Consider the following 24,116-nt stretch of genomic DNA (forward strand, 5'->3'; position numbering starts at 1 on the left):
AGTTAAGGTCACCATGACAAGAACAACCTCCTCTCCCCCCATCGGCGTCGCCGTCTCGACCGTCATCTTCCGGTTGCGGCGCGAGGCCGACGACGCGCGCCTCGAGCTCCCCCTCGTGCGCCGCACCCGCGATCCCCACGAGGGTCAGTGGGCGCTCCCGGGCGGCTGGGTCGATCTCGCGGAGAACCTCGAGTCCACCGCGTCGCGCACCCTCGCCGAGACGACGGGTCTCGCGCCCAGCTACCTCGAGCAGCTCTACGCGTTCGGCGACGTCGGCCGCTCCCCCGGGCGTGTCGTGTCGATCGTCTACTGGGCGCTCGTGCGCGAGGACATCGCCCGGGCGACCGAGCAGCACAACGTGGCGTGGTTCGACGCGACCGCCCTTCCGGCGCTCGCGTTCGACCACAACCACATCGTCGACTACGCCCTCTGGCGCCTGCGCAACAAGGTGGGCTACAGCCGCATCGCGCACGGCTTCCTGCCCGACCGCTTCACCCTCGCGGAACTCCGCGAGGTGTACGAGGCGATCCTCGGCCGTCGGCTCGACCCCGCCAACTTCCGACGGCAGGTCGAGGGGTCGGGCACCCTCATCCCCACCGACGACTTCCGCACGGGCAGCCACCGGCCCGCGCGGCTGTACCGCTACAACCAGGACGTCGAGCTGGCCGATCGCGGCCCGCTCCCGCAGTGAAGGACCCGAACCGACATGAGCGCCACCCCCGTCACCCTCCAGCCCCGCCCCGTGGATCCCAGCCCCGTGGACCCCAGCGTCGACCACGAGATCCAGGCGATCGTCGCCGGTGAGCTGACGACCGAGACCTGCACCACCGACCTCGCCGCGGGGCCGTGGACCTTCGACACCCGCCCCGGGTACGGGCCCGGCTCGTCCATGGGCGACGTCATCCCGACCGGGGCTCCTCGCCAGGGCGAGCTCCCCGCCGAGTACCGCGAGGCCGGCGAGGAGGAGCTCGCCGCACGGATCGTCGCCGCCAAGGCGACGCTCGGCGACCGCGTCGTGGTGCTCGGGCACTTCTACCAGCGCGAAGAGGTCGTCACCCACGCGGACTACGTCGGCGACTCCTTCCAGCTGGCCAACGCGGCGCTCGAACACCCCGAGGCGGAGGCGATCGTCTTCTGCGGCGTCCACTTCATGGCCGAGACCGCCGACCTCCTCTCCCGTCCCGAGCAGTCCGTCATCCTCCCGAACCTGGCCGCGGGCTGCTCGATGGCCGACATGGCCGACATCGACCAGGTCGAGGAGTGCTGGGAGCAGCTCGCCGACGTCTACGGCGACATGGACACCCCGGATGTCGAGGGGCTGCTCCCCGTCATCCCGGTGACCTATATGAACTCCTCTGCGGCGATCAAGGGCTTCGTCGGTCGTCACGGCGGCATCGTCTGCACGTCCTCGAACGCCCGCACGGTGCTGGAGTGGGCGTTCGCCCGCGGCCGGCGGGTCCTCTTCTTCCCCGACCAGCATCTGGGGCGCAACACCGCGAAGGCGATGGGGGTCCCGCTCGAGCGGATGCCGATGTGGAATCCGCGCAAGCCCCTCGGCGGCTCAACCGAGGCCGACCTCGAGGACGCCCGGGTCATCCTCTGGCACGGGTTCTGCTCGGTGCACCGCCGTTTCACCGTCGACCAGATCGCCCAGGCGCGCGCGGAGCACCCCGGCGTCCGCGTGATCGTCCACCCCGAGTGCCCGATGGACGTCGTCGACGCCGCCGACGAGGCGGGGTCCACGGACTACATCCGCAAGGCCATCGCCGCCGCGACCGAACCGACGACGTTCGCGATCGGCACGGAGATCAACCTCGTCCAGCGCCTCGCTGCCCAGTTCCCGCAGCACGAGATCTTCTGCCTCGACCCCGTCGTCTGCCCGTGCTCGACGATGTACCGCATCCACCCGGGATACCTCGCGTGGGTGCTCGAGGGCCTCGTGGCCGGCGAGGTGCGCAACCGCATCCAGGTCCCGTCGGACGTCGCGGTTCCTGCGCGGATCGCCCTCGAGCGGATGCTGGCGGCGAAGCCGTGACCACGGTCGTCGTCGTCGGTTCGGGGATAGCGGGCCTCACCGCGGCCCTGCACGCCGAGGCCGCCGGCTGCCGGGTCACCCTCGTGACGAAGGCGGCACTGACCGAGGCGAACACCCGCTACGCGCAGGGCGGCATCGCCGGCGCGCTCTCCCCCGCCGACCGCACCGCCGACCACGTGCGGGACACCCTCGTCGCGGGAGCCGGCCTCGCCGATCCGGGCGCCGTCGCCGTCCTGGTCGAGGAGGGTCCCGACCGCATCCGCGAACTGATCGCCGCCGGTGTCGACTTCGATCGCGACGAGTCGGGAACCCTGCGGGGCGGGCTCGAGGGCGCGCACTCCTTCCCCCGCATCCTGCACGCGGGCGGCGACGCGACCGGCGCCGAGATCGAGCGCGTTCTGGTCGCCCGAGTGCGTGCGAGCCGGGTGAGCGTCCGCGAGCACGCGTTCGTTGCGGAGCTCGTGCGCGAGACCGGTCGGGTCGCGGGGGTGGAACTCCATGGCGGCGAGCGGATCGAGGCGGATGCCGTGATCCTCGCCACGGGCGGAGCGGGCGAGCTCTTCGCACACTCCACGAACCCGATCGTCGCGACGGGGGACGGCATCGCGCTGGCGGCGCGCGCCGGCGCCGCGGTGCGCGACCTGGAGTTCGTGCAGTTCCACCCGACCGTGCTCGCCGTCGGCGAGGCGTTCCTCGTCTCGGAGGCCGTCCGCGGCGAGGGTGCGGTCCTGCGCGACGAGACCGGCAGGCGCTTCGCCCTCGAGGCGCACCCCGACGGCGAACTCGGTCCGCGCGACGTCGTCACCCGGGCGATCGCCGCCGCGATGGCGCGCCAGGGCGGCCGGCCCGTCCTCCTCGACGCGACCGGCCTCCACAGCAGCGACCCCGACCGCCGCGCGGCCTTCCTCGCGGCGCGCTTCCCGACGATCGACGCCGCGGTCCGCGCGCGCGGCCTCGATTGGGCCCGCGAGCCGATCCCCGTCACCCCGGCGGCGCACTACCTCATGGGCGGGGTCGTGACCGATCTCGACGGCCGCACCGACGTCCCGGGTCTCTACGCGGTCGGCGAGGTCGCCCGCACCGGCGTGCACGGCGCCAACCGGCTCGCCTCGAACTCGCTGCTCGAAGGCGCCGTGTTCGGCGCTCGCGCCGGGGCCGCCGCGGCGACCGACGCGAGGCGCCCCTGGCCCGTGCCCACGGGAGCGCCGGCATCGCCCGTCGTCGAGCCGGCGACCGCCGGCATCCTGCATCCGCCGTTCTCGCGGCGTGCGCTGCAGGACCTGATGTGGGCGGATGCCGGGGTGTCCCGCGACGGCACGGGGCTGACGCGCGCGGCCCGCACGCTCGCCGCGTGGCGGGCGGAGGCGCCGGCGCCGGTCACGGTCCGCGCTCACGAGGACGCGAACCTCCTGCAGCTCGCGCAGCTCGTCGTCGCCGCGGCGACCGCACGCACCGGATCTGTCGGGTCCCATCTGCGCACCGACGATCTCGCCGCCCTCGCCGCCCCGACCGCCCGCACCGACCTGGAAGGCGCTGCCTGATGCTCTCCCCCGCCGTCATCGAGACGACCGTACGCGCCGCCCTCGCCGAAGATGCGCCGTGGGGCGACCTCACGAGCGAGGCGCTCATCCCGGCATCCGCCACCGCGACGGCGGAGCTCGTCGCGCGCGAGTCCGGCGTGTTCAGCGGCGGCGAGGTCTTCGCGGCGGCCTTCACCCTGACCGATGCGCGCGTGGCGGTCGACGTGCGCGCCGCGGACGGGACTCGGTTCGCCCCCGGCGACGTCCTCGCGGTCGTCACCGGGCCTGCCGGCGCGGTGCTCACCGCGGAGCGCATCGGACTGAACTTCGCCCAGCGGATGTCGGGGGTCGCCACCCTCACGGCGCGCTACGTCGACGCGGTCACCGGCACCGGTGTGCGCATCGCCGACACGCGCAAGACGACCCCGGGCCTGCGGGCGTTCGAACGCCACGCGGTCCGCAGCGGCGGCGGCGCGAACCACCGGTACTCGCTGTCGGATGCCGTCATGGCCAAGGACAACCACCTCGCCGTCCTGGTCCGCTCCGGGATGTCGGTGACCGACGCCCTCCGCGACGCGAAGACGCGGCTGCCCCACACGACGCACCTCGAGGTGGAGGTCGACCGCCTCGACCAGATCGAGGCCGTGCTCGCCGCCGGGATCGGCACGATCATGCTCGACAACTTCTCGCTCGCCGACCTGCGGACCGGTGTCGCCCAGGTCGCCGGACGCGCGACGGTCGAGGCGTCGGGCGGCGTGTCGCTCGACACGGTCCGCGCGATCGCGGAGACCGGCGTGGACGTCATCTCCGTCGGCGCCCTCACCCATTCGGCGCGCGCGCTAGACCTGGGGCTCGACGTCCGCATCGACGAGGCCTGACGTGCTCTACCTCGACCACGCCGCCTCCGGCCCGGTGCGCGCCGAGGTGCGCGAGGCGATGCTGCCCTTCCTGGGCGACCGGTTCGGCAATCCGTCGAGCCACCACACCGTCGGGGAGGATGCCGCGGGTGCGCTGGAGGACGCGCGGCGGCGGGTGGCCGCGGTGCTCGGCATGCGTCCGGGGGACGTGGTCTTCACGTCCGGGGCGACGGAGGCGAACAACCTCGCCATCAAGGGGGTCGCCGTCGCCGCCCTCCTGCGTCACGGGCGCCCCGGCCACGTCGTCACCACCGCGATCGAGCACGAGTCCGTCCTCGCCTCGGTCGACCACCTCGAACGCGTCCACGGCGTGCGGGCGACCCGCCTGCCGGTGGACCCCCACGGCATAGTGGACCCCGCGGTCCTCGCCGGCGCGCTGCAGGACGACACGGTCCTCGTGTCGGTCGGGTACGCCAACAACGAGATCGGCACGGTGCAGGATGCCGCAGCCCTCGCCGCCGTCACGGCGGGCAGCCGCATCCCCCTCCACCTCGACGCGGTGCAGGCGGCGGGATGGCTCCCGCTGTCGGGGACCGGCGCCGACGCGCTGTCGCTCGCGGGCCATAAGATCGGTGCGCCGCAGGGGATCGGCGTCCTCGCCGTCCGGGGCCGCGTCCCCCTGGAGCCCGTCCTCCACGGCGGCGGTCAGGAACGCGATCGGCGCAGCGGCACGCAGAACGTCGCCGGCGCGGTCGGATTCGCCCTCGCACTCGAACTCGCCGAACGGGAGCGCGACGCCGCGTCCGCCCGGGTCGGCCCCCTCCGGGACGCCTTCGTCGCCCGCGTGCAGACGCTCGTCCCCGAAGCGGTCCCCACGGGGCATCCGACACGCCGCCTCCCCGGCACCGCGAGCTTCACGTTCGCGGGGGTGAGCGGCGAGGCCGTGCTCCTCGAACTCGAACGCCGCGGGGTGGTCTCCTCGAGCGGTTCGGCCTGCGCGGCGGGCAGCGACGAACCGTCGCAAGTCCTCGTCGCGCTCGGGATCGCCCCCGAGGTCGCGCAGACGTCCGTGCGGTTCAGTTTCGGCCACCACGCCGCGGGCGACCCGACCCGGATCGCCGACGCGGTCGCGGCCTCCGTCGCGGCGGTACGATCGCGGTGATGAGCTCCCCGACCGTCACCGTCATCGTGCCCGGCCGCGATGTCGGCGCCTTCGTGGACGAGGCCCTCGCCTCCCTCCGCGCCCAGACCCGCAGCGACTTCCGCGCGATCCTCGTCGACGACGCCTCGCGGGACCGGACGGCCGAGGCCTTCGCCGCCACCGCGGCGGCGGATCCCCGCTTCCGCCTCGTGCGCCACGAGGTCGCCCGCGGCCTCGGCGCATCGCGCAACGAGGCGCTCGAGCTCGTCGACACCCCGCTCGTCGGCTTCTTCGACGCTGACGACGTCATGACCCCTCGCGCGCTCGAGATCCTCGTGGGGAGCCTCGAGGGCTCCGGCAGCGAGGTCGCCGTCGGCGCGTACGTCCGACTGCGAGCGGATGCCGCGGGTCACTACGCCCCCGGGGTCGTGCAGCCGTGGGTCGCCGCCTCGACCTCCCCCGCCCGACGCGGCACGAGCCTGGCGGAACACCCCGACGTCTCGGGCAACATCGTCGCGTGGTCGAAGGTGAGCCGCCTGGACCTGTGGCGCCGCGAGGGCCTGCGGTTCACGGAAGAGAAGGCGTATGAGGACCAGGTCGTCGCCCAGCAGCTCTACAGCGCGGCCCAGGGCATCGACGTGGTCCCCGACGTCGTCGTCCACTGGCGCGAGCGCGCCGATGGCACCTCCATCACGCAGCGCCGTCACGCGGTCCCCGTCCTGCAGGACTACCTCGACGGGATGAGCGGCGGCCTCGGGGTCCTCGACGCCGCCGGACGCACCGCCGCCGCGCGTTCGCGGGTGCGCCTCATCCTCGGAATGGACGTCCCCGCCCTCGTCCGGGTCGCCGAACACCACCCCGACGACGCCTACCGGAAACTCCTCGGCGCGTTCACCCGTGGACTCACCGAGCGCGCCGAGCGCGACGGCATCCCTCTCGACGAGGACTCCGCGGCGCTCCGCGCCGCCGCCCTCGCCTGGTGACGCGTGGGCGCGGTGCGGATCAGACCGCGCCCTCGATGCGCCCCGCCGCGATCTGCTGGGCGGCGAGCTCCGCGTAGAGACCGCCGAGAGCGAGGAGCTCGGCCTGCGTGCCGGACTCGACGATGCGCCCGCCGCTCACGACGTGGATGACGTCCGCGGCGACGACGGTCGAGAGCCGGTGCGCGATCGACAGGGTGGTGCGCCCGCGCGCCGCCTCGTCGATCGCCTCCTGCACGACGCGTTCCGAGACCGTGTCGAGCGCCGAGGTCGCCTCGTCGAGGAGCAGCACGGGCGGGTCCTTGAGCAGCACGCGCGCGATGGCGATCCGCTGCTTCTCGCCGCCCGAGAGCCGGTACCCGCGCTCGCCCACGATCGTGTCGTACCCGTCTTCGAAACCCGCGATGACGTGATGGATGTTGGCGGCGACGCACGCGGCCTCGATCTCGGCATCCGTCGCCTCCGGCCGGGCGTAGCGCAGGTTGTCGCGGATCGAGGCGTGGAAGAGGTACGTCTCCTGCGACACGATCCCGATCCGGTCGATGATCGAGGCGTGCGCGAGGGTGCGGACGTCGGCACCGGCGAACAGCACCGTGCCCGCCGCCGGCTCGTACAGGCGCGGGGCGAGGTAGAGGATCGTCGTCTTGCCGGCCCCCGACGGTCCCACGAACGCGACGTGCTGGCCCGGCTCGGCGACGAAGGACACGCCGTCGAGCGTCGCGGGGCTCTGCGGACCGGCATCCGGATACCGGAAGGACACGTCGCGGAACTCGATCCGTCCGAGCGGACCCGGCGCCGCCGTCACGTCGATCGCGTCGGGGCGGTCCGTGATCGCGGGGCGCAGGTCGAGGTACTCGAAGATGCGGGCGAACAGGGCGCGCGAGGTCTGAACGTCCAGCGCCACGCGCATGAGGCCCATGAGCGGCATCAGCAGGCGCGCCTGCACCGTCGTGAAGGCCACGACCGCACCGGCCGTGATGGCGGGGCCGTCGCCCGAGATGAAGAGGCCCGCGACGAGGTAGATGACGGCGGGCACCGAGGACATGATGATCTGCACGACGGCGAAGAAGCCCTGACCGCTCATCGCCTGCCGCACCTGCAGGCCGATCTGCGTGCGGTTCTCGGCGGCGTACCGCTCGGACTCTGCGCGCTGGCGGTTGAACGACTTCGACAGCAGGATGCCGGAGACGCTCAGGGTCTCCTGCGTGATCGCGCTGAGCTCGGAGAGGGACTCCTGCGTCTGCCCCGCGATGCGCGCCCGCACCTGGCCCACCCGGCGCTGGACGAGCACGAGGATCGGCATCATCACGACGGCGATGAGGGTCAACCGCACGTCGATCAGCACCATCGCGACGAGCGCCGAGATCACCGTGACGGTGTTGCCGAGGATGCTCGTCACCGTGTTGGTGAGCACGCCCGAGACGCCGCCGACGTCGTTCTGCAGACGGGACTGGATGACGCCCGTCTTCGTGCGGGTGAAGAAGCCGAGGTCCATGGCTTGCAGGTGCTCGAACATCCGCACCCGCAGATCCCCCGTGACGCGGTTGCCGACGGTCGAGGTGAGCCAGGTCTGCGCGATGCCGAGCCCCGCGCCGAGCACGAACAGCGCGATCATCGAGAGGACGAGGACACCGAGCAGGCCGAGCCGCGGCGACGAACCGTCGACGGGGAAGAGCGCGTCGTCGAAGATCCGCTGCACGAGTAGGGGCGGGATGACGCCGACCGCCGCACCCGCGACGACGAGGACGGCCGTCACCGCGAGCCGGCGGCGGTACGGCCGGAACAGCGCGGCGACGCGGCGGCCGAGGTCGGGGACCTCGGGAGCCGACGCGTTGCGGCGGCGCTGGGCCTCCTCGTCGACCGCGCGGAACCCGCCCCGCCCGCCTCCGGGTCCGCCCATGCTCATCCCGTCACCATAACCCCGCGCCGGGGTCGCGGCGCCGGCGCGGGAATGCCTGGCTCACAGCATCCGTTAAGCTGAACGGCTCGCCCGGGCCCGGCACCTCCGCCGCATCCCGCCCACTCGAAGGATCCCCGTGCCCCTTTCGGACACCGCTTCCACTCCCGTCGTCCCGACCGATTCGCGACCCGCCAGAACCGGTCCGGTCATCGCGCTGCTCGTCGTCGCCGCATTCGTCGTCATCCTGAACGAGACGACCATGTCGGTCGCACTGACCGACATCGTCGCGGACCTGGACATCACCGTCGCCTCGGGTCAGTGGCTGACCACCGGCTTCCTGCTGACGATGGCTGTCGTCATCCCGTTGACCGGCTTCCTGCTCGAGCGCTTCCCGCTGCGCTCCGTCTTCTTGGCCGCGATGAGCCTGTTCGCCGCCGGCACGCTTATCGCCGCCCTCGCTCCCGGCTTCGGCTTCCTCCTCGTGGGCCGCATCGTGCAGGCCAGCGGCACCGCGATCATGCTGCCGCTCCTGTTCACGACGGTCCTCAACATCGTTCCCCCGTCGCACCGCGGACGGATGATGGGCCTCATCTCCGTCGTCATCGCGGTCGCGCCGGCGATCGGCCCGACCGTCTCCGGCGTGATCCTGTCGACGCTGACCTGGCACGCGATCTTCTGGGTCATGCTGCCGATCGCCCTCCTCGCCCTGGCGCTCGGAGCGGTGTGGGTCAAGAACGTCACCACGACGCGACCCGATGCGCGCTTCGATCTGCTCTCGGTCCCCCTGTCGGCCTTCGGCTTCGGCGGGCTGATCTACGGCTTCAGCGCGATCGGCGAATCGGCATCCGGTCACACCCCTGTGCCCGTCTGGATCCCGCTCGCCGTCGGCGCCGCATCCCTCGTCCTGTTCGTCCTGCGCCAGCTCCACCTGCAGAAGACCGACAGCGCCCTTCTCGACCTCCGGACGTTCCAGACGCCGGCCTTCTCGCTCGCGATCGTGCTCGTCGTCATCGTGTTCATGGCGCTGTTCGGGTCGATCATCCTGCTCCCCATCTACCTCCAGCAGGTCCTCGGCCTGGACGTGCTCGGGGTGGGGCTCGTGCTGCTCCCCGGCGGCATCCTCATGGGCGCGATGGCGCCGTTCGTCGGCAACGCGTTCGACCGCTTCGGACCGACCCCCCTCGTGATCCCGGGGATGCTGCTGGCCGCCGCGGCCCTGTGGGGCATGACCTTCTTCGGTCCGGACACCGGTGTCGCCTTCGTCATCGCGGTGCACCTCACGCTGAGTCTGGGGCTGGGACTCACGTTCACCCCGCTCATGACGTCCGCGCTCGGCTCGCTCCCCCGCCGGTTCTACCCGTACGGTTCGGCGACGGTGGGCACGCTGCAGCAGGTCGCCGGCGCCGCCGGCACCGCCGTGTTCGTCGCGATCATGACCGTGGTCACGGCCGGCGCCATCGCCGACGGCAGCGACGAGGTCATCGCCAAGGCCGACGGCATCCACGCCGCGTTCCTCGTCGGTGCGATCGTCGCCACGGCGGCGGTCGCCCTCGCCTTGTTCGTCCGCAAGCCCGCCGAGGGCGAGGTCGATCTCCCGGCCGCGGCGCACTGATCCCCGCCGCGCCTTGACGCCGCCGGGCGGGGAGCCGTCAGTCGATGCTGCAGCTGCCGCCGCCGCAGCACCCGGCGCCCTGATCGAGGATCTGGAGCGACGGCTTCTCGTCCGCGGCATCGGTCGTCGTGGGGACGGGCTGCAGGTTCGGGGTCGGCAGGTTCGAAGTCGCCATGTCGATCAGCCTACGCCGCACAAACGCGGGCAGGGCCGCCGTCAAGGGCCCGCCACCGGCGCGGGCCGCGGCGTAACGTGCGGGCCATGAGCAGCACCGACGGAACCCTCAGCGGAAAGCGTGTCGCGTTCGTCGCGACCGACGGATTCGAAGACAGCGAACTGACCTCGCCCTGGCAGGCGGTGACGGATGCCGGCGCCACCGCCGTGCTCGTCTCCCCCGACGCCGGCAGCATCACCGGCAAGAACGGGCACGAGCAGCGGGTCGATGTGACGACCGAGGAGGCGGAGGCCGCGGACTTCGACGCCCTCGTCCTCCCGGGCGGTGTCGTGAACGCGGACGACCTGCGCCTGGACAAGGCCGCCGTCCGCCTCGCGCGCGACTTCTTCGCGCAGCACAAGCCGGTCGGCGCGATCTGCCACGCGGCCTGGCTGCTCGTGGAGGCCGACGTCCTGGGCGGGCGCACCCTGACGAGCTACCCGAGCCTGCGCACCGACCTCGTCAATGCCGGGGCGACGTGGCAGGACGAGGAGGTGGTCGTCGACGCCGGCCTCGTGTCGAGCCGCACCCCCGACGACCTGCCGGCGTTCGACGCCAAGCTCGTCGAGGAGATCGCCGAAGGACGTCACGCGGCGCAGACCGTCTGACCCACCGGATGCCGCACCCCCGCAGGCGCGCGGGGTGCGGCATCCGTCGTCTCAGCTCTCGTCCGACCGGGTCCGGCGACGGGAAAGGACGATGCCGACGACGACGGCGATCACGGCGACCGCGATCACCGAGCCCACGACGACCGGAAGCAGCGCACCGTCGTCGCCCGGGAGGGCCTCACCGGCGACGTCGTCGGAGGTGATGGGAGCGCCGCCGCCGACCGTGAACGGGATGGTCCCGCTGATGGGGTGCCCGTCGCTGGAGACGACGCGCCACTCGACGACGTAGCCGGCGGCCGGCAGCTCCCCGTCGAGCGCCATCGTGAGGGTGTTGGTGTCGATGGTCGGATCGCCCTGCGCCCAGTCGCGCCCCGCCGCGTCGAAGACCGCGACCGTCGCCCCCTCGGTCATGATGGCGGCCGAATATGTGAGGGTGATCTCCGCGGGCGCCTCGGCCAGGTCGGCGCCGGCGGCCGGGGAGCTCCCGACGAGCTCGTCGTGCGCTGCGGCGGGGTTCGCGACGGTCAGGACCGCCGCCAGAGCGACGACGATGCCGGCGAGGGCGGCGCGGACGGAGGCGGGGAGGGACGAGAGGACGCGCATGCCTCGATTCTCCCGCGTCCGGCTGTGCGGGAGGTCTGTGCGACCGGCGCTAGCGACCGGCCCCGTTCGGCGCAAGGCGGGCACGACGCGACGGGCTGCGGGATAGCGTTCACGCACGACACGACGAGAGGACCGGCGATGACCGACGAGACCGCAGGAGTCGACAAGCCCGAGGACCGTGGCGCACCGAGTGCGGAGTACGACGTCCGGGTGAGCGAGCACGACGGGGTGACGCGCATCGACATCGCCGACGACGCGGTCGCCCGCCCCGGGCCCGGACCGGGTCAACCCGAGGCCGACGAGGACTGACCCGCGCGCGTCAGAGCCCGAGGAGCTCGTGGGGCGTCGTCCCGTAGCTCCGCAGGTGGTGACGGGTGAGCCCCGTCTCGGTGAACCCCCAGCGTGAGGCGATCTCGGCGACGGTCACCGTCCCGTCGAGCGGGGCGCGCAGAATGTCGGCGTGCGCGGCATCCAGCCGGACCGCCGTCAGGTGCTCTGCGGGGGTGCGTCCCGGAACGGAGTGGGTGCGGAACGCGCGGTCCAGCGCCGCCGAGCCGACACCCGCCGCAGCGGCGGCGTCGTCGATCGTGATCGGCAGCGAGGCGTGGTCCTCGAGGAAGGCCACTGCCGTCCGGTAGGCGGCCTGCTGCTGCGCGATCGTCTCGCGCCGGACGCGGGCATCCTCGACGGCGGCGAACGTTTCGAGGGTGGTGACCGCGAGCGAGCGGAAGACGGACGCGCGGACGAGGTCGTTGCCGAGGAGGGACTCGGTGTCGAACGCCAGCGCTGCGGCGGAGCGCCACGCCCGGGAGAGAGCCGGAGTGGACGGGGCGGTACCGCCGAATCGCAGCGTCAAGGTGTCGTCGTTGTACACGGTCCGCGCAACGTCCGTCAGGACCTCGACGGGGAACGCGACGACACGGACCCGGGCGTCCTGGAGTCGGCAGTCCAGTGTCCCCGGCTGGAACAGCACGGGATCCTCGGCGGTGCCTCGGACGCCGTCGACCTCCCATTCGTAGCGGTCGTCGCTCTGCACGACGATGACGGCCTCGAGCTCGCAGGACGCGCTGTAGCCGCCCTCCACGTGCAGCCGGCGGAGACCGAACCGCTCGTCGCCGGTGCTCGATTCCTCGAAGACGAGGTCGTCGGCGTCGAGTTGGGCGTTGCCGTAACTGCGCCGGATGTAGGCCTCGGCCTCGCCGAGGTCCGCGGAGCGGAAGTGCTCCTCGAGCACGGTCATGGGGTCTCCTCACACCGGTGCACGGGTCTCATCCTATGATCCCCCCGCGGTCTCCGGGCCGGCCGGATCGATGTGCGCAAAACGGATACCCGTGCGCATAATGGATACACCACCGCAGGAGGAGCACCGTGGGAAAGTTCATCTACAACGAACGCATCCGTGTCGATTTCGAGGACCGGGTGCTCGCCCACCTGCAGGTGGTCATCACGACCAAACTGCGCCGAGGCGAGTCGTTCACGTTCATGTGGCGCAACGACCAGAGCCTCGGCGACGGCCGACAGGTCGTCTGGCTCCACCCGGGCGCCGACCTGAACTTCCAATACTTCGGAAGCCGGCAGCCGAGCCTCAACCCCGCCTGGCTCGACGCGCTCAGCTACGTCGCGAATTCCCCCTCCGGCCTCTACCTCGTGCCCGAGCCGCAGGGAAGCGCCGCGGCCGGGGTAGGGTCATCGGAGCGGATCGGGTGATCCGGCGCCGGGTCGGCAGGAGAATGCGGCATGGGCGTTGACGTCGATCCGAAGGTCCGCGACGAGACCATCGTCGCGAGCGACGCCGCAGGAGTGCAGAGCGCCGTCGCGCAGCTGAGTACCCGGATCGCCGTCCGCGACATCGGCTCCCCCCTCGCCCTCCGGCAGCGGATCGTCGGTGACGACCGCCTCCTGCTGACCTCGTTCGGCATCGACACCCACCTGCACGTCGAGTCCGCCATCACCGGCGCGGTCGCGATCGCCCGGCGCCGGGAGGGCGACCTCCGCACCGTCACCAACGGCGAGGAGGTCGACGCGGGCCGGCCGTTCCTGCTGCGGCCCGGGCGAGCCGAGTCGTGGTCGCGCGAGGTGACGGCCGACATCCTCAGCGTGGATCTGCCCGCCCTCGGCGCCTTCACCGGTCACGACGAGTCCGCACTGCACTTCGGTGCGACCCACATTCTCTCCCCCGAACTGCAACGGCACTGGGACCTCACGATCGACCACGTCACCCGTGTCTTCGACGATCCCGAGCTGCTGCACAACCCCCTCATCCGTCAGGCCGCCGTCGATGCGGTCTTCGCCGCGACGCAGCACGCGTTCGACATCCGATCGGTCGCGGACCGGCCCGACACCCGCGCCGGAACGGATGCCGTGGGTCGGGCGACCGCATTCATCGACGCGCACCTGGCCGACCCCCTCAGCGTCGGCGACATCGCGCGGGCCGCGCGCCTCAGCGTGCGGGGGCTGCAGAACGCCTTCGCGCGCGTGCTCGACACCACACCGGCCGCGTACGTGCGCGGCGCACGTCTCGCCGCCGTCCGGGCGGAACTGGTCGCCGCCGAACCGCCGCAGACGACGGTCGCCGACGTCGCCCGGCGCTGGGGCTTCGCCCACCTGCCGCGCTTCGCGCAGCACTACCGCGCGGAGTTCGGCGAGCAGCCCAGCGAGACGCTGCGGCGCTCCCGCTGATCAGTCCCAGCCGAGGTAGTCCTCGATCTGGAAGGCCGTCTCCCCCGGGTGGGTCATGGGGAAGAGATGGCCGGCACCGGGCAGCCGCACGACGCTCGTGCGGTCGGCCGCGGTCGCCTGCAGATCGTCGCCGTTCGCCGGCGGTGTGATCGCGTCGTCGGCGCCCTGGATGATGAGGATCGGAAGGGATGCCGCGAGGGTCGCCCAGTCCGCGACCGGGGTGGAGGCGAGGGCGCCGCTCTGCAGGTCCTCGACCTCGAGGTCGCGCGAGCGGGCGAACACGTCCCAGGCCAGCGCGGTGTCGATCCCGGGGCCGACGAGGGTGCGGACGGCATCCGCGTCGGGGGCCTCGACCGGCGTGGCGAAGGCGGTCTGGAGAGCGCGGGCGGCGTCGTCCTGGAGCGGACGCGTCGACTCGACACCGAGGAGCAGGACTCCGCTGACCCGGCCGGGGTGGTCGAGGGCGACCGTCCGCGCGACCGCGCCGCCGAACGCGTGACCGCCGATCCACGCCGCGGCGATCCCGAGGTGGTCGAGGACGTCGATGACGTCCTGCGCCAGGTCGTGCATCGACACCGCAGCGGGGCCGGGGCGCCGCGAACCGATACGGACGATCCGGAACCCCTCCTCCTCGAGGATGCTCGCGAGCCCGCCGAGGTAGGCCACGTCGAGGCCCTGAGCGGGGATCAGGACGAGGGCGGGACCCTCCCCCTCGTCGATGAACGGGATGGCACGAGCCTCGGCGTCGAACACCTGGCGCTGGATCTGTGACATGGGAGAGGTCCTTCAGTTGTTGAAGCGGAACTCGACGACGTCGCCGTCCTGCATGACGTAGTCCTTGCCCTCGAGGCGCGCCTTGCCCTTGGCCCGCGCCTCCTGGACCGAGCCGGTCGCGACGAGATCCTCGAACGAGATGACTTCGGCCTTGATGAAGCCCTTCTCGAAGTCGGTGTGGATGACGCCGGCGGCCTGCGGCGCCTTCCATCCCTTGCCGATCGTCCAGGCGCGGGCCTCCTTGGGGCCGGCCGTCAGGTAGGTCTGCAGCCCGAGGGTGTCGAACCCGACCCGGGCGAGCTGGTCCAGGCCCGACTCGTCCTGCCCGGTCGAGGCGAGCAGTTCGGCAGCATCCTCCGGGTCGAGCTCGGCGAGCTCGGACTCGATCTTCGCGTCGAGGAAGACGGCCTGGGCGGGCGCGACCAGCGCGGCGAGTTCCGCCTTGCGGGCGGCATCCGTGAGGACGGCCTCGTCGACGTTGAAGACGAAGATGAACGGCTTGGCGCTGAGCAGGCCGAGTTCGCGGATGGGCGAGAGATCGATCCCGGATGCCGAGAGGAGCTCGCCGCGCTGCAGCGCCTCCTGCGCGGCCTTCGCCGTCTCGAGGACCGAGGGGTCGAGCTTCTTGCCGCGCACCTCCTTCTCGTAGCGCACGATCGCCTTCTCGAGGGTCTCGAGGTCGGCGAGCTGGAGCTCGGCGTTGATCGTCTCCATGTCGTTCTTCGGGTTCACGGCCCCGTCGACGTGGACGACGTCGTCGTCGGCGAACCCGCGGACGACCTGGGCGATCGCGTCGGCCTCGCGGATGTTGGCGAGGAACTTGTTGCCGAGGCCCTCGCCCTCGCTCGCACCGCGCACGATGCCGGCGATGTCGACGAACGACACCGTCGCGGGCAGGATGCGCTCGGACGAGAAGATCTCCGCGAGGGTGTCGAGCCGGGGGTCCGGCAGGTTCACCACGCCGACGTTCGGCTCGATCGTCGCGAACGGGTAGTTCGCCGCGAGCACGTCGTTCTTGGTGAGGGCGTTGAAGAGGGTGGACTTGCCGACGTTGGGCAGTCCGACGATTCCGATGGTGAGAGCCACGGGCATCCACTCTACGCGGCGGGCGCGCGGCGCCGCGCCCGCCGGTCCCGGTTCCCGGCGGCGCGCCTCCGCCGGGGCGGGCCTCCCGGCGGCGAAGGTGAGGGCATGCCCTTGGACTTCACCGCGATCGACTTCGAGACGGCGAATCCCTCCAACGCCTCGGCGTGCGCCGTGGGAGTGGCCCGGGTCCGGGGCGGTCGCGTGGTCGCCTCGGAGGGCTGGCTGATCCGCCCCCCGGCCGGCCACGACCGCTTCTTCGAGGTCAACGTCGGCATCCACGGGATCCGCGAGTCCGATGTCGTGACGGCCCCCACCTGGACGGAGCAGCTGCCGCGCCTGCTCGATTTCGTCGGCGACGACATCCTCGTCGCCCACAACGCCGGCTTCGACATGCGGGTCCTCCGCACGGCATGCGAGGTCACCGGTCACGTCCCGCCGGAGGCCCGCTACCTCTGCAGCCTGCACGTCGCGCGCAAGACGTACGACCTCCCGTCGTACCGGCTCCCCTTCGTCGCCGCGGCCGCCGGCCACCTCGACTTCGCCCACCACGACGCCGCCGCCGACGCGCTCGCGTGCGCGCAGATCGTCATCGATGCGGCCGCCCGCGCCGGGGCGGGCGACCTCGTCGAGCTCGCGATGCTCCTGGGCGTCCGCATCCCGCAGATCCCCTCCGCCGTGCCCGCCACCGCCGCCTGAGACCCCTCGCCCGCGCGGCGCCGACGGATGTCGGAGGCGTGGGGCACCATGACGGACATGGATGCCGTCTTCTCCGTCGTACTCGCCGTGCTCTGCCTCCTCGCCGGCGCCGTCGCCGCGGGCGCGGTCGTCTCGGCTCGTGAAGCCGGGCGGCGGGGCGCGCTCCAGGCGCAGGCCTCGGCGGCCGAGGCGGCCCGCGACGCCCTGCAGGTCCAGCTCGACCAGCAGCGTTCGCTCCACCGCGACGTGACGGCCCGCATCCACGCCGAGCAGGCCGCGCGCGACGAGCGGGAACGCCGCGAGCAGACGGTGCTGCGCGCGCTCGCCCCCGTGCAGGAGACCCTCGCCGCGATGCAGCAGAAGGTCGATCACCTCGAGCGCGACCGGCAGGAGCAGTTCGGGTCGCTGGCCGAGCAGCTGCGCCGCGCCCAGGAGTCCGACGAGGCGCTGCGGGCCACGACCGAGTCACTCGCCGGCGCTCTGCGTTCCAACGGCGCGCGCGGTGTGTGGGGCGAGACGCACCTGCGCCGCATCGTCGAGTCCGCGGGTCTCACGCGTTACGTCGACTTCGACACGCAGACCTCGATCTCGACGGATGCCGGGGCCGGACGCCCCGACATGATCGTCCGGCTCCCCGGCGACAAGGCGCTGGCGGTCGACGCGAAGGCACCGTTCGACGCCTATCTCGAGGCCAGCGCCATCCCCGTGACCGCCGTCGGTGAGGAGGCCGCACGGCGCAGCAGACTGCTCGCCCGGCACGTCGCCGCCGTGCGCGGCCACATCGACGCGCTGGCCAAGAAGAAGTACTGGGCCGGGATGCCGTCGAGCCCCGAATTCGTCGTCTGCTTCATCCCGAGCGAGTCGCTGCTCGCCGCCGCCCTCGAGGAGGACCCAGCCCTCCTCGAGTACGCGTTCGGTCGGCGGGTCGCCCTCGCCTCCCCCGTGAACCTGTGGGCGGTCCTCAAGACCGTCGCCTACACGTGGACGCAGCAGGACGTGTCCACCGAGGCGCGCCGGCTGTTCGATCTCGGCAACGAGCTGTACCACCGCCTCGGCTCGCTCGCCGGTCACGCCGACGATCTCCGGCGCGCGATCGAGCGCACCGTCGACAGCTACAACCGGTTCGCCGGGTCGCTGGAGACCCGCGTCCTGGTGAGCGCCCGGCGATTCCCAGGGATCGACGACACGCAGCTCGAGGCGCTGCCGTCTCCGACCACGATCGAGTCGACGACCCGCCGACTCACGGCGCCCGAACTGCTCGAGGATCGCGAGCAGTCGGCCGATCTCGGCGAACTGCGCGGACGCCTCGCGAGCGACTGAGCGCTCAGGAGGGGAAGAAGGTCATGAGACCCACGACGCCGATGGACACGGCGAGGAACGCGCCGATGAGCCACCACGCGTTCACTTCGTGCCCGGGGGGCATGCGACGGCGCAGGAGGACGTCGGGACGGCGCGCCGGGTCGTCGACCACCGGGATCGGGGCGGTCGCCGGACGCACCCCGCCGGTCACCTGACCCACGATCGGGATCTGGCCCGTCGGCGTGACGGGAAGGTGACCCGTGAGCGAGAGCTGGCCCGTGCGCGGGTCACTGGATGCGGTCGACATGTGAACTCCTGGGGGCGGTGGCGAGTGCCGGGGACAGCTGACACCACGGTCCATTGTGCCAGAGGGGTCGCGCCGGATCCTGGGTTGACGCTCAGCGCGCGTGTCCGCTACGACGCCTCGGCGACCGGTCGGGTCAGAGCCACTTCGAGGTGAGGTGCTCCGACGAGATCCGTCGCAACGTGCCCGAAGCCCCGCGCAGGACCACGCTCTCGGTGTAGACGAAGTCGCCCACCCGGCGCACCCCCGCGACCAGTTCGCCGTTGGTGACACCGGTCGCGACGAAAAGGGTGTTGTTCCCGCGGACGAGGTCGTCCGCTTCGTACACGTGGTCGTCGAGCCGGAGACCCGCATCGATGCCCCGCTGCTTCTCGTCGTCGTCGCGCGCCCACAGCCGCCCCTGGATGTGACCCCCGAGCGCCTTGATCGCGCAGGCCGTCACGATGCCTTCGGGGCTGCCGCCGATCCCGACGCACATGTCGGTGCGGGCGTTGTGCCGCGCGGCGTTGATGCCGCCGGCGACGTCGCCGTCGCTCATCAGTCGCGTGCCGGCGCCGGCCTCGCGGATCTCCTCGATGAGCTTCGCGTGGCGCGGCCGGTTCAGGACCGAGACAACGAGTTCGTCGACGGGCTTGTCGAGCGCCTTCGCGAGGCGACGGATGTTCTCGGCGATCGGCAGGCGGATGTCGACCACGCCGACGCCGGCGGGGCCGGTCACGATCTTGTCCATGTAGAAGACCGTCGAGGCGTCGAGCATCGCCCCGCGGTCGGCCACGGCGATGACCGACAGGGCGTTGTTGCGCCCTTCGGCGGTGAGCGTCGTGCCATCGATGGGGTCGACGGCGATGTCGCACTGCGGTCCGCGCCCGGTACCGACACGCTCGCCGTTGAAGAGCATGGGGGCGTTGTCCTTCTCGCCCTCGCCGATAACGATGACGCCGTCGAAGTTGACCGTCGTGAGGAAGGCGCGCATGGCGTCGACGGCCGCGCCGTCGGCGAGCTCCTTCTTGCCGCGCCCGATGAATGGGACGGAGCGGATCGCGGCAGCCTCGGTCGCGCGGACCAGCTCCAGCGCGAGGTTGCGGTCGGGATGCAGCGGACTCATGTCGGCAGTCAGGCTCACCATGGGCTCAGCCTAGGCCCGGCCTCCCTCCCGCCCCCCGGATTCCGTGGTGATGGACACGAAGGAATGCCGAATCTTTCCATCGGTGAAGAGAGCGGCCCCGCGTGATGCGCAGGGCGACGCCGAACCGGAGCGGATGCCGACCCTTCGATAGAGTTGGCCTGAATCCACACCCCTTCCCGAGGAGCTCACATGCCCGTCGCCACCCCTGACCAGTACGCCGACATGCTGGATCGCGCGAAGGCAGGCGGATTCGCCTACCCCGCGATCAACGTCTCGAGCTCGCAGACCATCAACGCGGTCCTCCAGGGCCTGACCGAGGCCGGCTCCGACGGCATCCTCCAGGTCACCACCGGCGGCGCCGACTACTTCGCCGGCCACACGGTCAAGGGCCGCGCCACCGGCGCCCTGGCCTTCGCGAAGTACGTCACCGAGGTCGCGAAGAACTACCCGATCACTGTCGCCCTCCACACCGACCACTGCCCGAAGGACGCTCTCCCCGGCTTCGTCCTCCCCCTCATCGAGGCTTCCGAGGCCGAGGTCAAGGCCGGTCGCAACCCGATCTTCCAGTCGCACATGTGGGACGGATCGGCGGTGCCGCTGGATGAGAACATCCAGATCGCGCAGGATCTGCTCCCGCGCATGAAGAACATCAACGCCATCCTCGAGATCGAGGTCGGCGTCGTCGGGGGCGAGGAGGACGGCGTCGCGCACGAGGGCTCGAACGACGCCCTGTACACGACCGTCGCCGACGTGACGAAGGCCGTCGAGGCGCTCGGCCTCGGCGAGAACGGCCGCTACATCTCGGCGCTGACCTTCGGCAACGTCCACGGCGTGTACAAGCCGGGCGGCGTGAAGCTCCGCCCCGAGCTCCTGGGCGAGATCCAGGAGGGCATCGCCGCGCACTTCGGCACCGGCCCGAAGCCGCTCGACCTCGTCTTCCACGGCGGCAGCGGCTCGTCCGACGAGGAGATCGCCCTCGCGGTGAGCAACGGCGTCGTGAAGATGAACATCGACACCGACACCCAGTACGCCTTCACGCGCTCGGTCGCCGGTTACATGCTGTCGAACTACGAGGGCGTCCTGAAGCTCGACGGGGAGGTCGGCAACAAGAAGCTGTACGACCCGCGCGCCTGGGGCAAGGTCGCCGAGTCCGCGATGGCCGAGCGTGTCGTCGCCGCTACGCAGCAGCTCGGCTCGGCCGGCAAGTCGCTCGGCGTCTGAGCAGAGCGACCCCCACGACGAAACCCCGGTCCGCACGGACCGGGGTTTCGTGTCGGGCTCAGTACCGGGCGGTGCCCAGGACGTCACGCGGGTACAGGGCGTAGCGCACCCCGTCGACGGTGAAGGCGGTGTGCAGGTGGGGGCCGGTCGAACACCCCGTGGAACCGACGGACCCGATCCGCTGTCCGGCGGCGACGGTCTGACCCGTCTTCACCGAGAAGGCGCTGAGGTGGGCGTACACCTGCTCGAGCCGCATCCCGTCGACCGTCGAGGTCACGACGACCTCTTTCTGCTTCGTGGTGTTGGGCGCCCAGGAGGGGCAGCCGGTCCGGATCCACACCTCGCGGACCGAGACGGTCCCGCCCCGCATCGCGTAGACGGGCGTCCCGGTGGGCGCGGCGATGTCGTCGCCGCTGTGGCCCGAGTAGGTCGTGAAGGTGCCCGAGGGGCGCAGCGGGTACGCCCACCCGTAGCGGCCGGGCACCGACGGCCCGGCGGCTGTCGCGTCAGGCTGGGCGGACATCGCCGCGCTCGTCCAGAGGTCGTCGCCGTCGCCGTCGACGAGCCGGAGCACCCCGTCGTTGCCGAGGATCGCGGCCCTCGCCTCGAGCCCGGCGGTCTGGGAGGACCACACCGAGACGCCGCGCTCGTCGAGCAGGAGCAGCTCCCCGTCGCCCGAGAAGAGGAGGCTGGCGTCGAAGGTGCCGGTCGTCCGCGCAGTCCTCACGAGGGCGTAGTCGCGCGTGAGCGCCACATTGCCGTCGCCGCGCAGCCCGAACGTGTAGCGACCGTCGGGTGAGGTGAGCATCATGCCTGGACGGAGGGTCGTCCCGGGGGTCATCACGGACCCGAGCGAGAGGGCCACGGTTTTGCCCGCCGAGGTCGTCGTGACGCTCCGATGATTCTTCTTGACGGCGGTCACGGAGACGCTGACCGAGCGGCCGGCGGCCCACGTCGGGACCTCCCAGCTCGTCCCGGTAGCGCCCTCGATCGCTCCGCCGTCAACCCGCCACTGCACCTTCAGCTGCTCGGGCGCCGGTCGCCACGAACCCGGGCTCACGGTGAGCGTCTTGCCCGCCGCGGCAGTCCCCGTGATGGTCGGCTTCGGTGTCGACGTGAAGGGGGCGAGCACGCCGATCCCGGCGGAGGTGCGAACGGCCGGGGTGTAGCCCGCCTTCGTGCCGGTGACGCGCACCGCGACGGTGGTACCGGCATCCGCTCCGACCAGACGGTACGTGCGCGCCGTCGCTCCCGCGATCGGGGCGCCGCCGCGGAGCCACTGGTACGCGAGTGCGGTCCCCGCGGGAGCCCAGGTGCCGGGGGCCGCCGTCAGCGTGGCGCCGACGGTGCCCGCGCCCGAGATCGTGACGGCGGACGGCGGCGTCAGAAGGCGCGCCACGACCACCCCCGCGCTCGTCCGCACGAGGGACGTATACCCGGTCTTGGCGACGGTCACGCGGACCGACAGGGTCGCGCCGGCATCGGCGGTCGCGGGGGTGTACGTCGCCCCCGTGGCGCCGGGAAGCACGGCTCCCCCGCGCATCCACTGGTAGGCGACGGTGACGGGAGCGGGGCCGAACCCGACGACGGTCGCCGCGAGCTTCGCCCCGACGGCGGGGGTTCCGGTGACGGCCACCGTGCCCGCGGTCAGGGCCGCGGCGGTCGGCGCGGGGGTCGCGGCGACGGGGGTCGCTGCGGGAGTGGATGCCGCCGCGGCGGGCCCGCCGGCCAGAAGCAGACCGATCGTCGCGGCCAGAGCGACGGCGGTGGAGGCGATCCTCCGGGGTGTGCCGGTCACGATTCCCCTCCCGAGATGACGCACGCGAGGGAACACCCGCAGCAGCCGTAAAAGTACCAGGTGCTAGGAACCGAGCGCGAGGCCCCGCACGAGGCCCGGGTCGCCGAAGATCGGGATCACGAGGCAGACGCTCACAATCACGAACGTGACGATGGCGCCGACGAGCGGGATCCACCAGCTCGCGCGGCCCTTCGCGAGCGACCACCACGACAACCCCGCGGTGAGAACCCAGCCCACCGCGAAGACGGTCGCGCCGACCCCGCCCCACAGCGCGCCCTGCGCCGTGTTGGTGAACTCGCCGTCGACGCCGGCGACTTCCATCCAGGTCTTCGCGAACGACGTGAAGTCCACCAGTTGCGGGATGGCGCCGATGACGGTCACGAGGCCGTAGGCCAGGAGCGCCACGGTGATGATGCGGTCCGCCATCCGCGTCGGACGAGCCGCCACGGTCGTCGCCGGGGCGGTGGGCGGATGCGGCGGGTCGACGGGTGCCGCCGGTTCCAGCTCCGGCTGCCGTATCGCGGCGCGCTGCTGCTCGGGCGTCGCGTACTCCCCGTACTGCGGTCGCGGTCGGGGGTCGTCGCTCACGGGCGGGTCCGTCCCCCGAGGGCACGGTCGTCGGGGCGGCCGGAGCGGTCCTGACGGAGTTCCTTCGGCAGCGAGAACATGAGGTCCTCCTCCGCCGTCTTCACCTCGGCGACATCCCGGTACCCCGCGCCGGCGAGGTCCTCGAGGACCTCGGTCACGAGCACCTCGGGGACTGACGCGCCCGAGGTGACACCGACGGTCTCGACGCCGTCGAGCCACTCCTGCTTGATCTCGTGGGCGTAGTCGACGCGGTACGCCGCCTTCGCGCCGTATTCGAGGGCGACCTCGACGAGCCGGACGCTGTTGGACGAGTTGGCCGAGCCCACGACGATGACGAGGTCGGCATCCTTCGCGACCTTCTTGATCGCGACCTGACGGTTCTGCGTCGCGTAGCAGATGTCGTCGGAGGGCGGATCCTGGAGGTTGGGGAATCGCTCGCGGAGGCGGCGGACGGTGTCCATCGTCTCGTCGACCGACAGCGTCGTCTGCGAGAGCCACACGACCTTGTCGGGGTCCTTCACCTCGACGGTGTCGGCCTCTTCGGGCGAGTTGACGACGGTGACGTGGTCGGGCGCCTCACCGGCGGTCCCCTCGACCTCTTCGTGACCGTCGTGCCCGATGAGGAGGATCTCGAAGTCGTCGCGTGCGAACCGCACGGCCTCGCGGTGCACCTTGGTGACGAGCGGGCAGGTCGCGTCGATGGCCTGCAGTCCGCGGTCGGCGGCGGCGTTCACGACCGCGGGCGAGACGCCGTGCGCGCTGAAGACGACGTGCGCGCCCTCCGGGACCTCGTCGACCTCGTCGACGAAGATCGCGCCCATCGACTCGAGCTCGGTCACGACGTGGATGTTGTGGACGATCTGCTTGCGCACGTAGACGGGCGCGCCGTAGCGCTCGAGCGCCTTCTCCACCGCGATGACGGCGCGGTCCACGCCCGCGCAGTAGCCGCGCGGAGCAGCGAGGAGGACGCGCTTGGAGCCCTGGACGGGGATGTCGACGAGCCGCCCGCGGGCTCCCGGGATTCGGGGCATCGGCAGCGAAACGGCAGGTGAGGTCACCCCTCGATTGTACGAAG

25 protein-coding genes are annotated in these 24,116 nt (G+C 71.9%); 14 read left to right on the forward strand and 11 right to left on the reverse strand.

The features are described from left to right. The first annotated feature begins 13 nt into the window (after nt 1–13). The 6 genes from Q9S71_RS11515 to Q9S71_RS11540 are packed head-to-tail and all read left to right on the forward strand — an operon-like array spanning nt 14 to nt 6,536. Entirely contained in the window at nt 14–691 is a 678-nt protein-coding gene (locus Q9S71_RS11515; protein ID WP_311862458.1) for an NUDIX hydrolase, read from the forward strand. Between the two features lie 15 nt (nt 692–706). Further along, nucleotides 707–2,035 (forward strand): quinolinate synthase NadA, encoded by a 1,329-nt coding sequence (gene nadA, locus Q9S71_RS11520; protein WP_311862459.1) that lies wholly within the window; start codon nt 707–709, stop codon nt 2,033–2,035. Next, nucleotides 2,032–3,576 (forward strand): L-aspartate oxidase, encoded by a 1,545-nt coding sequence (gene nadB / locus Q9S71_RS11525; protein WP_311862461.1) that lies wholly within the window; start codon nt 2,032–2,034, stop codon nt 3,574–3,576. Before nadA ends, nadB begins: the two co-directional genes overlap by 4 nt. Then, nucleotides 3,576–4,433 (forward strand): carboxylating nicotinate-nucleotide diphosphorylase, encoded by an 858-nt coding sequence (nadC, locus tag Q9S71_RS11530; RefSeq protein ID WP_311862463.1) that lies wholly within the window; start codon nt 3,576–3,578, stop codon nt 4,431–4,433. Before nadB ends, nadC begins: the two co-directional genes overlap by 1 nt. A 1-nt stretch (nt 4,434) precedes the next feature. Next, a complete protein-coding gene (locus Q9S71_RS11535) occupies nt 4,435–5,574 on the forward strand; it encodes a cysteine desulfurase family protein (protein ID WP_311862465.1) in 1,140 nt (379 codons plus the stop codon). After that, nucleotides 5,574–6,536, forward strand: a complete 963-nt coding sequence (locus tag Q9S71_RS11540) for a glycosyltransferase family 2 protein (RefSeq protein ID WP_311862467.1) — start codon at nt 5,574–5,576, stop codon at nt 6,534–6,536. Before Q9S71_RS11535 ends, Q9S71_RS11540 begins: the two co-directional genes overlap by 1 nt. 19 nt (nt 6,537–6,555) lie before the next feature. Here the strand turns inward: Q9S71_RS11540 and Q9S71_RS11545 are convergent, their stop codons facing one another. Beyond that, the gene (locus Q9S71_RS11545; RefSeq protein WP_422880364.1) at nt 6,556–8,433 is read right to left on the reverse strand and encodes an ABC transporter ATP-binding protein; all 1,878 of its coding nucleotides are present in this window, start codon (nt 8,431–8,433) and stop codon (nt 6,556–6,558) included. 136 nt (nt 8,434–8,569) lie between these two features. Here Q9S71_RS11545 and Q9S71_RS11550 point away from each other — a divergent pair, with 136 nt between their 5' ends. After that, nucleotides 8,570–10,045 carry an MDR family MFS transporter gene (locus tag Q9S71_RS11550; protein WP_311862471.1) on the forward strand — a complete coding sequence of 492 codons (1,476 nt, stop codon included), beginning with the start codon at nt 8,570–8,572 and terminating at the stop codon, nt 10,043–10,045. Nucleotides 10,046–10,082: 37 nt separating this feature from the next. Here the strand turns inward: Q9S71_RS11550 and Q9S71_RS11555 are convergent, their stop codons facing one another. Beyond that, nucleotides 10,083–10,220, reverse strand: a complete 138-nt coding sequence (locus Q9S71_RS11555) for a hypothetical protein (protein WP_197471574.1) — start codon at nt 10,218–10,220, stop codon at nt 10,083–10,085. A gap of 86 nt (nt 10,221–10,306) precedes the next feature. Between Q9S71_RS11555 and Q9S71_RS11560 the strand changes: the two genes are divergently transcribed. Beyond that, nucleotides 10,307–10,867 carry a type 1 glutamine amidotransferase domain-containing protein gene (locus tag Q9S71_RS11560; protein ID WP_064001780.1) on the forward strand — a complete coding sequence of 187 codons (561 nt, stop codon included), beginning with the start codon at nt 10,307–10,309 and terminating at the stop codon, nt 10,865–10,867. A 51-nt stretch (nt 10,868–10,918) separates the two neighbouring features. On the opposite strand, the gene Q9S71_RS11565 is transcribed toward Q9S71_RS11560, so the two are convergent. Further along, complete coding sequence (locus Q9S71_RS11565) at nt 10,919–11,470, reverse strand: copper resistance CopC family protein (protein ID WP_311862474.1); 552 nt, start codon at nt 11,468–11,470, stop codon at nt 10,919–10,921. A 138-nt stretch (nt 11,471–11,608) separates the two neighbouring features. Between Q9S71_RS11565 and Q9S71_RS11570 the strand changes: the two genes are divergently transcribed. Continuing rightward, entirely contained in the window at nt 11,609–11,779 is a 171-nt protein-coding gene (locus Q9S71_RS11570) for a hypothetical protein (protein ID WP_311862476.1), read from the forward strand. Nucleotides 11,780–11,789: 10 nt separating this feature from the next. On the opposite strand, the gene Q9S71_RS11575 is transcribed toward Q9S71_RS11570, so the two are convergent. Then, on the reverse strand, nt 11,790–12,710 hold the full coding sequence (locus Q9S71_RS11575; RefSeq protein WP_311862478.1) for a helix-turn-helix domain-containing protein: 921 nt from the start codon (nt 12,708–12,710) through the stop codon (nt 11,790–11,792). 128 nt (nt 12,711–12,838) lie between these two features. On the opposite strand from Q9S71_RS11575, the gene Q9S71_RS11580 reads away from it, so the two are divergent. Continuing rightward, nucleotides 12,839–13,177 carry a DUF7882 family protein gene (locus tag Q9S71_RS11580; RefSeq protein WP_064001777.1) on the forward strand — a complete coding sequence of 113 codons (339 nt, stop codon included), beginning with the start codon at nt 12,839–12,841 and terminating at the stop codon, nt 13,175–13,177. A gap of 30 nt (nt 13,178–13,207) precedes the next feature. Beyond that, complete coding sequence (locus Q9S71_RS11585) at nt 13,208–14,149, forward strand: helix-turn-helix domain-containing protein (protein WP_311862480.1); 942 nt, start codon at nt 13,208–13,210, stop codon at nt 14,147–14,149. Here Q9S71_RS11585 and Q9S71_RS11590 read toward each other — a convergent pair whose 3' ends face one another. Together Q9S71_RS11590 and ychF are read right to left on the reverse strand one after the other, a co-directional pair. Continuing rightward, on the reverse strand, nt 14,150–14,923 hold the full coding sequence (locus Q9S71_RS11590) for an alpha/beta fold hydrolase (RefSeq protein ID WP_311862482.1): 774 nt from the start codon (nt 14,921–14,923) through the stop codon (nt 14,150–14,152). A gap of 12 nt (nt 14,924–14,935) precedes the next feature. Next, nucleotides 14,936–16,009 carry a redox-regulated ATPase YchF gene (ychF, locus tag Q9S71_RS11595; RefSeq protein ID WP_064001774.1) on the reverse strand — a complete coding sequence of 358 codons (1,074 nt, stop codon included), beginning with the start codon at nt 16,007–16,009 and terminating at the stop codon, nt 14,936–14,938. A 105-nt stretch (nt 16,010–16,114) separates the two neighbouring features. Between ychF and Q9S71_RS11600 the strand changes: the two genes are divergently transcribed. Both Q9S71_RS11600 and Q9S71_RS11605 read left to right on the forward strand, forming a co-directional pair. Beyond that, complete coding sequence (locus Q9S71_RS11600; protein ID WP_311862484.1) at nt 16,115–16,705, forward strand: exonuclease domain-containing protein; 591 nt, start codon at nt 16,115–16,117, stop codon at nt 16,703–16,705. 57 nt (nt 16,706–16,762) lie between these two features. Next, nucleotides 16,763–18,025 carry a DNA recombination protein RmuC gene (locus tag Q9S71_RS11605; protein ID WP_311863250.1) on the forward strand — a complete coding sequence of 421 codons (1,263 nt, stop codon included), beginning with the start codon at nt 16,763–16,765 and terminating at the stop codon, nt 18,023–18,025. Nucleotides 18,026–18,029: 4 nt separating this feature from the next. Here the strand turns inward: Q9S71_RS11605 and Q9S71_RS11610 are convergent, their stop codons facing one another. Together Q9S71_RS11610 and glpX are read right to left on the reverse strand one after the other, a co-directional pair. Continuing rightward, a complete protein-coding gene (locus tag Q9S71_RS11610) occupies nt 18,030–18,311 on the reverse strand; it encodes a hypothetical protein (protein ID WP_311862486.1) in 282 nt (93 codons plus the stop codon). Between the two features lie 133 nt (nt 18,312–18,444). Then, a complete protein-coding gene (glpX, locus tag Q9S71_RS11615) occupies nt 18,445–19,434 on the reverse strand; it encodes a class II fructose-bisphosphatase (RefSeq protein WP_217530336.1) in 990 nt (329 codons plus the stop codon). A gap of 189 nt (nt 19,435–19,623) precedes the next feature. Here glpX and fbaA point away from each other — a divergent pair, with 189 nt between their 5' ends. Further along, entirely contained in the window at nt 19,624–20,655 is a 1,032-nt protein-coding gene (gene fbaA, locus Q9S71_RS11620) for a class II fructose-bisphosphate aldolase (RefSeq protein ID WP_217530338.1), read from the forward strand. A gap of 58 nt (nt 20,656–20,713) precedes the next feature. On the opposite strand, the gene Q9S71_RS11625 is transcribed toward fbaA, so the two are convergent. The 3 genes from Q9S71_RS11625 to Q9S71_RS11635 form a co-directional block, all read right to left on the reverse strand. Further along, entirely contained in the window at nt 20,714–22,453 is a 1,740-nt protein-coding gene (locus tag Q9S71_RS11625; protein ID WP_311862488.1) for a peptidoglycan DD-metalloendopeptidase family protein, read from the reverse strand. A 63-nt stretch (nt 22,454–22,516) separates the two neighbouring features. After that, on the reverse strand, nt 22,517–23,041 hold the full coding sequence (locus tag Q9S71_RS11630; RefSeq protein WP_311862490.1) for a DUF6264 family protein: 525 nt from the start codon (nt 23,039–23,041) through the stop codon (nt 22,517–22,519). Further along, the gene (locus Q9S71_RS11635; protein WP_311863253.1) at nt 23,038–24,072 is read right to left on the reverse strand and encodes a 4-hydroxy-3-methylbut-2-enyl diphosphate reductase; all 1,035 of its coding nucleotides are present in this window, start codon (nt 24,070–24,072) and stop codon (nt 23,038–23,040) included. The genes Q9S71_RS11630 and Q9S71_RS11635 overlap by 4 nt, the downstream gene beginning before the upstream one ends. Nucleotides 24,073–24,116: the final 44 nt, after the last annotated feature.

The organism is Microbacterium gawkjiense, from assembly GCF_031932225.1.
GTDB classification, from domain to species: Bacteria; Actinomycetota; Actinomycetes; order Actinomycetales; family Microbacteriaceae; genus Microbacterium; species Microbacterium gawkjiense.